Origin of the sequence: Paenibacillus foliorum (assembly GCF_013141765.1) — a bacterium.
GTDB classification, from domain to species: Bacteria; Bacillota; Bacilli; order Paenibacillales; family NBRC-103111; genus Paenibacillus_S; species Paenibacillus_S foliorum.
In genome coordinates this window covers 1-9719 of the sequence record NZ_WHOD01000107.1, presented here as the reverse complement: position 1 = coordinate 9719, position 9719 = coordinate 1, and the positions used below count along the sequence as shown (strand labels likewise).

The following is a 9719-nucleotide window of genomic DNA, read 5'->3' as shown; positions in this document are numbered from 1 at the left end:
GAAACGTTAGTTCAGCAACAAATTAGTTCAGCAACAAACCGGTAGCCGATCGGCTACCGGTTGTCATTGATTCTATTTTTGGCATGCTACACCGTCTTTTATCAAGCCTAAATTAATAAATAGAAGTAAAGGACAGTTTTCATGGTTGCTGAAGCCATGTAGCTGTCCTTTCTCCATGTTCACGTCGGTATAAAGCGGGGAGTGGCTACTCATTCTCGACCGGACCCACGTCGAGAATAGCTTGCAGGCGATCCTGCAAGTTATCCATGCATTCACCGCCATGGTAGGCAATTATTTTGGAGAGATCCAGCACTTGAAATTTAGCTATGGATTGCAGCGCTGTGACTTGATCCGGCGTATAGATTGGGCTGTACGACTGCAGGATGCCGTCTTGTGCCCTTAATACATCGCCGGCGATTAACGTCTTGCTTGGAATATGGTAGAAGGACGTGTGATCCGGCGTATGGCCTGGCGTAAACACCACGCGGATGCCACCAGCGAAAGGCAGGATATCTCCGTCGTGCAAGGCGACGTCGACTTTGATCGGTGTTCTGACGAGCTTCTTGCTCTTGTCTAGGGGGAGTGCACCAGCCAAATAAGGGATAGCGGTTTTATGGGCAAGCACTTGAACCCGGTCGCCGAATGCTTGTACCAAATCGGGTAAGCTGCCGATATGATCCGAATCTTGATGGCTAATAAGGATTTTGGTTAATTTCTCGAACTGAATTCCTGCTTCTTGGAACGCGGCGCGAATTAGCTCCATTTGACCAGGAAGCCCGGCATCGACGAGAACGATGTCTTGAGCGTCCCATAGGACGGTTAGAAAGAAAGGGTTTTTGCGATTTTCCATGGTAAGTTGGATGGTCTTAATGCCTATGTCTGTTCGAGCCAAGTCGACACCACCTTATTAAATTTGTATATGATCTAATTATTCCTCTATGTCCAAAGTAAATCAACCTCTTTCTTGCTGGAAGAAGAAAAAAGCGAATCTATGGCCATGTCATGAAGGCTGGAGCATGTTTGCGAAAAGAAGCCTGCAGCCTGCTAGTCAAAGCGGGAGCTGATGTGGTTGTTGTAAAATTCGACAGCAAGGCTGCTGGGTTGATAACAAATGTTATTGGTTATCTCGTATATGTATGCCATGATGGGGATGGAAATTCTTATTACCCCAAAATTGAAAAGGATGGACAATTCGGGCTTACTCACATTGAGAGTAAACTGCCAGATGCGATCGCCGACTATTTTAAGCAGTAGTCGTTTTTGAACTAACGGATAACGTTAGTGCAACGAACCAGGGAGCAGTTTGCAAGCGGCAGCTGCTCCCTTTTTCATTAAGCTAAAGGGCAGGAATTTTAGTAGTCATTTGTCTGTAATAAATGGTATTTTATAGGATATATGGTTTTAGGGGGAGTGAGAACTTGTTACAGACCGATTGTGAAACAGAACGATTATTTCTGAGATTGTTTCAGTTGGCGGATGCTAAGTCAGTTCAGGAATTAGCTGGGCATGAAGAGGTTGCCCGAACGACTCTTTCCATTCCGCATCCTTATCCGGACGGGGCAGCAGAAGCATGGATTGAACGTACACGTAGTGCGACTGAAATAGGCACTATCTATTCTTTTGCATTAGTTGGAAAAGAGAACAATGAACTGATTGGATGTGTTAGTTTACGTGTTTCCAAAACAGATAATCAAGCGGAACTAGCGTATTGGGTGGGGCGCCCCTATTGGGGACTAGGGTTTGCTACAGAAGCCTCCAAGAGGATTGTTGTTTTTGGCTTCGAAGAACTAGGATTAAATCGTATATATGCGGCCGCAATGACAAAAAATCCAGCATCCTACAAAGTAATGAGTAAAATCGGAATGAAATTCAAGGAGATACTTCCTAAACATATATTAAAGTCAGAAGTTTATGAAGACCTCGTCCTTTATGAGATGGCCAATCCAAATTTATTACGCTAAAGGGTAACTATAGTTGAACAAAATAAGGAGCAGTACTGCCTCGGCAGGTTTTTATTAAGCTCCCATGAAAACTAAATTAGCTCAAAACCAGTAAAAGAGCATAAGAAAACAGACCCAGAATAACACTTTTAAAAAAAAGGCTGAGCCATGTGAGCAATCATATAGAGATTGGTAGATCTGTTTCTAGCAAAACAATCACTGACAACAAATAAAGGCAGGGCTGGTGCAACAACCAAAAAAGGATTAATCCCCCATGAGTGCTACCCATAAAGGGTGCGACATTCTGTGATGCACCGTGGTGGTCGGAGTCAGACTAACGGTTGGGCTCTATGGCACCATAGCTTATCGACCTTCTTCGCCAGCCGTACAAACAGTATAGACAGAGGGACCCATTTTCATCCTCTGTGGTGCAGCGCCGTTCTTGCGCTGCATGGGTGGCTAACGGGCAGTATTCGTGATTGTTTTTAAATATGGAAGCAGGATATAATTGGGAATAGGTTTGAGAAAAGTTGAGTTGAGATGAGAGAGGGAGCTGAGTTGAGATGAGCCGATTTAAAGGTATTTTTTTTGATTTAGACGGTACTTTAATTAATAGTGAGGGACTGGGTACAGAAGCTTATAATTACGGGATTCAAAAAGTCTTAAATCGAGAAATGAACGAAACTGAAAAACAATTCTTACTCGGAAAACCGTTTAACGCTTTAGATATTGTATTCCCATGGTTATCATCTTCCGAAAAAGAAGAGATTATTGAAGAAACATTAGTCTACTATAGAAAATATAATCATCTGATTGAAGAATATCGTGGGATTCGGGAAATGATTAAAATCCTCCATGAAAATGGATTTAAACTTGGGATTGTCACTTCTAAATTGAAACAAAATGCAGAGACAGAATTACGAAACACGCGGTTGTTTTCTTTCTTTGAGGCAGTTTTGGCAAAGGAAGATTGTCTTGATTTTAAACCAAGTCCTGTTCCTTTATTACAATTAGCTGAAAAACTTAATATACAGCCAAAGCAGTGTTTGTATGTTGGAGACCAGCCGACAGATATACAAGCCACACATGCCGCAAACATGACTAGCGTTGCGGCTCTTTGGGGAGAAGGTAAACTTGAAAGGCTTTCCCCACTAAACCCAACATTTTTATTTAATAATCCAAACCAGTTAATTGAAATATTATTAAACGGATAACGATAGCGCAGGAGTTGCATAAAGCAGCTCCTTTTTAATTTCATTGAAGTAACAGGCAGGATTATTTAGTAATCGTATGGAATATTTCGGTAACCAAGTCTATGTAAAGGAGAAGTGAAGTGATGATTGATATTTTTAAGCTTTTTATGGCCTTAGCTTTGGGCTACCTATTAGGTAGTCTAAATACAGCGGTAATTGTAGGGAAAATATACGGCAAGGACATAAGAAGCCATGGAAGCAAAAGCGCCGGGCTTACCAATACTCTGAGAGTACTTGGGAAATCAGCTGCGGTGTTTGTTCTTGCGGGAGATATATTAAAAGGGATAATTGCTTGTTTTGTAGGTTTGTTCCTTGGCGTTTACTTTTATTCAGGGGATGCTAATGATTGTGTAAGCCTATTAGCGGCAGGCGCAGGAGCCGTTATAGGACATAACTGGCCGGTATATTTTGGGTTTAAAGGAGGCAAAGGGGCACTTACAGCAGTGGCTGTGCTGTTTATGGTTGACTGGGTTATGGCCCTTTTGTCCCTTGGACTTTTTGTGATAATAGTAGCCTTAACCCGTTATGTTTCTTTAGGCACAATATGTGCTACTTTGCTTTTCGGGGCCATTTCATTTATTCCCGTTTTTGGGAATACCTTTTATTTTTATATATTTGCATGGCTAATGGCGTTTATGGTTATTTTCAGGCATATGGGAAATATACAAAGGCTGCTTTCAGGAACAGAAAATAAACTTACTTTTTGACTTTTTCGTTGCGTTGGTTGTAAATGAGGGATTCTAGCTGTCTATTTTATTGAGATAAGGTCCACAGTCAATTTCTAACTGCGCGAACGAAAGCTGAATAAACAACCAGGATGAAGCTGCCAGCTATGATAGGCGGCTTCATTACGTTAACGGAGGATAATTTAATCGTTTTCCGAATACCTTTACTGGGACAGATTAAGAAAGGATGGTGATGGTAACGCCATGTTTTATTAAAAAAAGGTTAAAGCATTTACATCAGACATTACTAATGTATTGGCGCAATGCATTTATAAACCTGATACAGAGAAGATCAACAGAATCGTAAAGGCATACGAGGAAAATCCTTTGCGTGCTGTGTATGCATACTATCAAGAAACACAAGATGCAGCTGCAACTGCAATTATTGGATTAAAACTAAATCCAGAAGAAAAACACGCAATGATTCTGCATATTGCTGTGGATCATAACCTGAGGGGAACCGGGATCGGACGCAAATTAATTGATGAAGTAATATCGATAAACGATATTACTTCACTTGAAGCGGAAACTGATAAAGACGCAGTTAATTTCTATAGATCGAGTGGATTTATAATAAAAAGTTTAGGAGAAAAGTATCCGGGCGTTGAGCGTTTTTTATGTGTAAAAAAAATCAATTAATAAGCTAACGGATAACTATAGCTCAACACGAACGCGTTGCCGGTACGGATCGGCAGCCGCGTTGTGCTAACGGGCAGTAGAGCGTGGTGGAATGGCTATTTATTATCGCTACCTATTTGTGATACGGTTCACCGAACTATACCTAAACATATCACTGAATTCGACTACAAATAGAAGTTTAGTTTATGTGCATAGTATGGACTACTGTGACGTGAATTAGGGTCGCCAACCATAATTCGAGTAGCAGTTCCTACTAGATGAATAAAACATGGAATTTATTTGAATCGCTAGGAGTATTTTTTATACGAGGATAAGTTATTTATACGTAAGGGGAGAAACCATGAATAATTTGAAGGCAGTTGTCATTGGTGCAGGGTGGGCTGGTGAGGGGCATACACGAGCACTTCAGTCCTATGGTGTTAATGTTGTGGCAATTTGTGCAAGAAAACAGGAGGTTGTGTGTGAAGTCGCCCAAAGACTTGGAATACCGGAAGCATCGGTTGATTGGCGTCAAACGTTGAAATCTATTAAGCCAGATATAGTGGCGATAGCCACCCCTGCAAGCCTTCGACGGGAGGTAATAGAGGAGGCGACAGAACTGGGGTGCCATATTCTATGCGACAAGCCGCTAGCAATTAACGAAGAAGAAGCCAAGGTACTATGGGAATTGGTCCAACAAGCGGGTGTCAAACATGCTTATGCCGCTACCTGGAAATATGACCCGAGTATAATGTGGTTTTCGGAACTTGCGTTATCGGGTTCAATTGGAAAGATTCGAGAAATTGATTGCTCCTATCGGATATTTCGTGGAGGCAATCTAAAGCCTTGGACATGGTGGAGTAGATTGGAAACTGGCGGAGGCTTACTTAACAATGGTCTGCCGCACATTCTGGGGATTCTCGCGAATATTACCGGTGGACTTCCGTTAAGAGTTACAGGTGAGGCGCGTGTACTTCGGGACCGTGCTCCAGTTGTTCTGCATGATATACATGATTTTCGAAGACAGAACACTCCAACACTAGAGGAAGCTGAAAAACTGGAATGGCGTGATTGTGACTCTGACGGGGCTTTTACGGCATTGCTCAGTTTCAGTTCTATTAGTGGAGTTGAGATTGCTGTTAATATTCAGGGTAACGACGGGATTGGCACCTCCGTTCATCCGCCTCAAATCACTCTTTATGGTGAATCTGGGACATTAGTTTTGATTGGTTTTTATACTAACGGCTACACCGTATCAAAGTTGTGTGCGGGAGAAAATGAACCAAAGATTTTGCCTGTTCCTCAGCGGCTTCTGGACGGAATGCCCGATTCAGGAAACCCGGTACAGAATATGTGGAGTGCTTTGGCTCGTGATTTTATTGCAGATATACAAGGTGAGCAACATCGTCCATATCTTACTTTTTACGATGGATATATTTATCAAAGTGCAATTGATGCAATTCGACGTGGGAACGGTTGGAGGAAGTTAGGGATATAAGTTCTTCTCTGTATTGCTAATGGGGAAATGCCCATAATTGATAATACCTCTCTTATATGAAAGGAGAGGTTATTTTTAATTGGACTAGCAGAGAACGAACGCTCAATAAAGGTCATTGTGCTAACGGGAAACTATAGTTCAATGCAGCGACGGCAGCCGGCTACACGATCGGCTGCCGTTGTCCATTGAAGTAACGGAGAGGGTAGTTTAATAATATGGTCAGTCTACTTTATCGCCAAACCTCTTCCCGAATTCTTCCATTAAATCAATAATAGGAATCAATGCCTCCCCTTTTGATGTTAATGAATATTCAACACGCGGAGGCACTTCTGGATAAATTTTGCGATTAATTAAGCCATCTGTTTCTAGTTCTCGTAGTTGCTTTGTTAGAGACCCTTGTGAAATCCCCCCTAAAAAAGTTTTGATTTCATTATAACGACGCTCTTTAAACTTCAAAAACCAAAGAATCAGATATTTCCAACGTCCCGAAAGTATATTTTGGGTATAGGCAATGCCATATACTTCTCTTTGTTCCTTTATACATTCTTCATCAAATCCATCCTTACATATTCTAGACACCTTTTCACCTTCATTCTGCTGTTAGGTACAAAAAAATGTACTATGTCAATTATTATTGCCCTCTTCAAAAATACGAGCAATGAATATATTCTAGTGCATGTAACCAAATTACTCAATCGAGGGAATATAACTCTTTTAGAATTGGAAGAATAGGATATTAATTAGGAGGAATTAAAATGAGATTTGGAATTATAGGTGCAGGACCAATCGGGTCAAATATTTCTAAAAAATTAGTTAAGAATGGACATGATGTCAAAATTGCAGATGCTCGTGGGATTGAACGTCTGGAAGGAAAAGAAGTTACAGGAACACCTGTGAGTGTAGAAGATGTAATTACAAATATTGATGTTCTTATAATTGCTATTCCTTTCCACGCACTGCCAAGCATTCGCAACGTTGTAGATAAAGTGGGGGAGGAAGTCGTCGTTGTAGACACTTCAAATTATTATCCTTTTAGAGACAATAAAATCGAAGAAATTGAGAACGGGATGGTTGAAAGTGTTTGGGTTTTTAAACAATTAAGTAGACCTATAATTAAAGCTTTCAACAATTTATTAGCCTTTACTTTAGAAAATGAAGGAACTCCCGAAGGTACTAGTGGACGCATTGCCATAGCGATAGCTGGTAATGACCAGTCACAAAAACAAATAATCATGGATGTAGTAAATGAGCTTGGCTTCGACGCAGTAGATAGTGGTTCTTTAAGTGACTCTTGGAGACAACAGCCAGGAACTCCTGCTTACTGCACAGAGCTAACAAAAGATGAACTAACAATAGCATTAAAAAAGGCTAATAAAGAAAAAGCACCATTACTACGAGATAAGGTGATGGAAAGGTTTGCAGAGCTCCTTGCAGAAAAAAAAGAAGTTGCATTTTCGCATAGGGATGTTGTGAATTTAAACAAAGAAATATACAATTCATAAGTTAGAACCATTATTGAACTGATGTGTTTGAAGTTCAAATAATGGGAGTCGTTACTTACAAGGAGGGCTGCTCTTAAGCAGTCCTCTTTGTAGTTTCATCCGATTGGTTTAAATGCACAAATCTCTAATGTTTGTACCATAAGTTCACGTAATTCCTTCGGCTTGTTATGCAATAAATATACATTCCATTGGGATTTTGATGTCAAAAGTTTGTTAAGCTAACGGATAACTATAGCTTAACAAACAACTCAAACGCGGCTGCCGGGATGGATCGGCAGCCGCGTTGTGCTAACGGGCAGATTACTTCAACACCCTCCCAATGGAAATATGTTACAATGTTCCATGAAAAGATGGGAATTCCCATGAGAAGAGGGCGATTGTTATGATGGACTTTTCAATAAAACTTTACGAAAGACCAACTAGATTTGGCAACCCTATTGTGCAAAAGATTAATCAAATAATAAATTCTTTGACAGGTGTTTGGTTTACAGAGGATGTTGCAGCGGAGATTTGTAAAGATTTAATATTTCATGATGTACTGTGTGCTGAGAGTGATGGACAAGTAATATCCTTTATAGTCTTTACGAGTGCAGAAGGCTCAATATCCATTTCATTACTAGGTACAGACCCGAGGTATCATCGCAAGGGATTCGGTTCCAAATTATTGTTGCATTTGTTTGAACACGTAAAAGAGATGGGCTTTAGTAAAATCGTTGCTTTAACAGTACCGCCCAGCTCGAAGCCAGTGTATCAGCAAACTGTTGAATTTTATAAAAAACATGGTTTTAGTATTGAAAAGGTTTATACCGAGCTATGGCAAGGTGGAACAATTCAGTTGGTAAAGATCCTGAACTAACCGGAAAACGATAGTGCAACACCAAAACAGCTCCCTCGGGGCAACCGTCATTGCAGTGACTAACAGTAGAGTTCAAATGGATTCGGTTAGGAATGCTATTGGATAATTATGTGACGCAAAGGAGGAATAAAGATGAGGATCGTCTTTGCAACTGACTCAGACTTTGGATACATACGAGAACGTGATAATCATATTTCTGAGAGCTTAATACTGTCAAAAATAAAGGGAAATGAAGTATACATTCTGCGGAACCAAGATGGAAGTAATATCGGATGGATGAGGTTTGGATATTTTTGGGACAACACCCCTTTCATGAATATGATTTGGGTCGATGAACAATATCGAGGAAAGGGTGCTGGAAAGCAAGTTGTCCTCTTCTGGGAAGATCAAATGAAACAGAGAGGCTTCAATTTGATTATGACATCCACTCAAGCTGATGAAGGAGCCCAGCATTTTTATAGAAAACTAGGATACAAGGATGCAGGATGCTTAATACTTGATGCACAACCGTTGGAAATACTTCTTACCAAGAAGTTAAGCTAACTGGGAACGTTAGCTCAATATGAAACAAGGTGAAGCTGCCGGCATGAATCGGCAGCTGCGTTACACTAACAAGCAGGTTTGGTAGTAGCTGGACAAAGTAATTAGTACCATATATTTGGATTATTTTGTATGATAGGAATAAACCAAAGGGGAATGTTATGAAACCAATTATGATTGATTTTCCTGAAGAGTTTTACACAGAACGATTAGTAATTAGAATGCCAAAACCAGGGGATGGAAAGGTTGTGTTTGAAGCCGTTAATGCTTCGATAGTAGAGTTGAAACCTTGGATGAAGTTTGCACAAAATGAACAAACCGAATATGATTTTGAAGTTGAAGTTAGAGAGGCACATGTAAGATTTTTAAGTCGCGAGAATCTAAGATTCCTTGTGTTCTTGAAAGAAACGGGACAATTCGTTGCTACCTCAAGCTTACATAACATAGATTGGGATGTAAGGAAATTTGAAATTGGATATTGGATAAATACATGTTTTAGTGGCAATGGATATATGACTGAAGCAGTTAAAGGCATCTCTGATTTTGCTTTTAGTCGGTTGAATGCTCGAAGATTGGAAATACGTTGTGATACTAAAAATATTAGAAGTAAGTTAATACCTGAGAGATTACAGTTTGAACTCGAGGGTATTATCAAAAATGAAGATGTATCGGTAGATGGAAATGAGCTAAGGAATACATTCATATTTGGGAAGATAAGTTAAACTAACGGAGAACTATAGTTGAATAACAAAAGGTCAGTTTGCTTCAGCAGACTGACCTTTTGTTA

General features: G+C 40.2%; 13 protein-coding genes. 11 read left to right on the top strand and 2 right to left on the bottom strand.

Features of this window, described 5'->3' with window-relative positions:
* Positions 1–205: 205 nt before the first annotated feature.
* Positions 206–892, bottom strand: a complete 687-nt coding sequence (locus tag GC093_RS28885) for an MBL fold metallo-hydrolase (RefSeq protein WP_171655407.1) — start codon at positions 890–892, stop codon at positions 206–208.
* 110 nt (positions 893–1002) lie between these two features.
* On the opposite strand from GC093_RS28885, the gene GC093_RS28880 reads away from it, so the two are divergent.
* From GC093_RS28880 to GC093_RS28850, 7 genes are all read left to right on the top strand, one after another.
* Complete coding sequence (locus GC093_RS28880) at positions 1003–1254, top strand: hypothetical protein (protein ID WP_171655406.1); 252 nt, start codon at positions 1003–1005, stop codon at positions 1252–1254.
* A 164-nt stretch (positions 1255–1418) separates the two neighbouring features.
* On the top strand, positions 1419–1961 hold the full coding sequence (locus GC093_RS28875; RefSeq protein ID WP_246315594.1) for a GNAT family N-acetyltransferase: 543 nt from the start codon (positions 1419–1421) through the stop codon (positions 1959–1961).
* A 285-nt stretch (positions 1962–2246) separates the two neighbouring features.
* Positions 2247–2429 carry a hypothetical protein gene (locus GC093_RS28870; protein WP_171655404.1) on the top strand — a complete coding sequence of 61 codons (183 nt, stop codon included), beginning with the start codon at positions 2247–2249 and terminating at the stop codon, positions 2427–2429.
* 74 nt (positions 2430–2503) lie between these two features.
* Positions 2504–3154 carry an HAD family hydrolase gene (locus GC093_RS28865; RefSeq protein ID WP_171655403.1) on the top strand — a complete coding sequence of 217 codons (651 nt, stop codon included), beginning with the start codon at positions 2504–2506 and terminating at the stop codon, positions 3152–3154.
* Between the two features lie 122 nt (positions 3155–3276).
* Positions 3277–3900 (top strand): glycerol-3-phosphate 1-O-acyltransferase PlsY, encoded by a 624-nt coding sequence (gene plsY, locus GC093_RS28860; protein ID WP_171655402.1) that lies wholly within the window; start codon positions 3277–3279, stop codon positions 3898–3900.
* 273 nt (positions 3901–4173) lie between these two features.
* Positions 4174–4557, top strand: coding sequence for a GNAT family N-acetyltransferase (locus GC093_RS28855; protein WP_216624901.1), 384 nt, complete (start codon positions 4174–4176; stop codon positions 4555–4557).
* 340 nt (positions 4558–4897) lie between these two features.
* Positions 4898–6034 (top strand): Gfo/Idh/MocA family protein, encoded by a 1137-nt coding sequence (locus GC093_RS28850; RefSeq protein ID WP_171655401.1) that lies wholly within the window; start codon positions 4898–4900, stop codon positions 6032–6034.
* A 219-nt stretch (positions 6035–6253) separates the two neighbouring features.
* Here GC093_RS28850 and GC093_RS28845 read toward each other — a convergent pair whose 3' ends face one another.
* Positions 6254–6613 carry a winged helix-turn-helix transcriptional regulator gene (locus tag GC093_RS28845; protein WP_056837634.1) on the bottom strand — a complete coding sequence of 120 codons (360 nt, stop codon included), beginning with the start codon at positions 6611–6613 and terminating at the stop codon, positions 6254–6256.
* A 176-nt stretch (positions 6614–6789) separates the two neighbouring features.
* On the opposite strand from GC093_RS28845, the gene GC093_RS28840 reads away from it, so the two are divergent.
* The 4 genes from GC093_RS28840 to GC093_RS28825 all read left to right on the top strand — a co-directional run bounded on the left by GC093_RS28840 (position 6790) and on the right by GC093_RS28825 (position 9654).
* Positions 6790–7536 (top strand): NADPH-dependent F420 reductase, encoded by a 747-nt coding sequence (locus GC093_RS28840; RefSeq protein WP_171655400.1) that lies wholly within the window; start codon positions 6790–6792, stop codon positions 7534–7536.
* A gap of 382 nt (positions 7537–7918) precedes the next feature.
* Positions 7919–8392, top strand: a complete 474-nt coding sequence (locus GC093_RS28835) for a GNAT family N-acetyltransferase (protein ID WP_171655399.1) — start codon at positions 7919–7921, stop codon at positions 8390–8392.
* A 132-nt stretch (positions 8393–8524) separates the two neighbouring features.
* On the top strand, positions 8525–8935 hold the full coding sequence (locus GC093_RS28830) for a GNAT family N-acetyltransferase (RefSeq protein ID WP_171655398.1): 411 nt from the start codon (positions 8525–8527) through the stop codon (positions 8933–8935).
* A gap of 158 nt (positions 8936–9093) precedes the next feature.
* Positions 9094–9654 (top strand): GNAT family N-acetyltransferase, encoded by a 561-nt coding sequence (locus tag GC093_RS28825; protein ID WP_171655397.1) that lies wholly within the window; start codon positions 9094–9096, stop codon positions 9652–9654.
* Positions 9655–9719: the final 65 nt, after the last annotated feature.

Bases quoted from the DNA above. Each gene is read 5' to 3' on its own strand.
- GC093_RS28880 (WP_171655406.1), top strand. From the start codon at position 1,003: ATGAAGGCTGGAGCATGTTTGCGAAAAGAAGCCTGCAGCCTGCTAGTC.
- GC093_RS28865 (WP_171655403.1), top strand. From the start codon at position 2,504: ATGAGCCGATTTAAAGGTATTTTTTTTGATTTAGACGGTACTTTAATT.
- plsY (WP_171655402.1), top strand. From the start codon at position 3,277: ATGATTGATATTTTTAAGCTTTTTATGGCCTTAGCTTTGGGCTACCTA.
- GC093_RS28850 (WP_171655401.1), top strand. From the start codon at position 4,898: ATGAATAATTTGAAGGCAGTTGTCATTGGTGCAGGGTGGGCTGGTGAG.
- GC093_RS28840 (WP_171655400.1), top strand. From the start codon at position 6,790: ATGAGATTTGGAATTATAGGTGCAGGACCAATCGGGTCAAATATTTCT.
- GC093_RS28835 (WP_171655399.1), top strand. From the start codon at position 7,919: ATGATGGACTTTTCAATAAAACTTTACGAAAGACCAACTAGATTTGGC.
- GC093_RS28830 (WP_171655398.1), top strand. From the start codon at position 8,525: ATGAGGATCGTCTTTGCAACTGACTCAGACTTTGGATACATACGAGAA.
- GC093_RS28825 (WP_171655397.1), top strand. From the start codon at position 9,094: ATGAAACCAATTATGATTGATTTTCCTGAAGAGTTTTACACAGAACGA.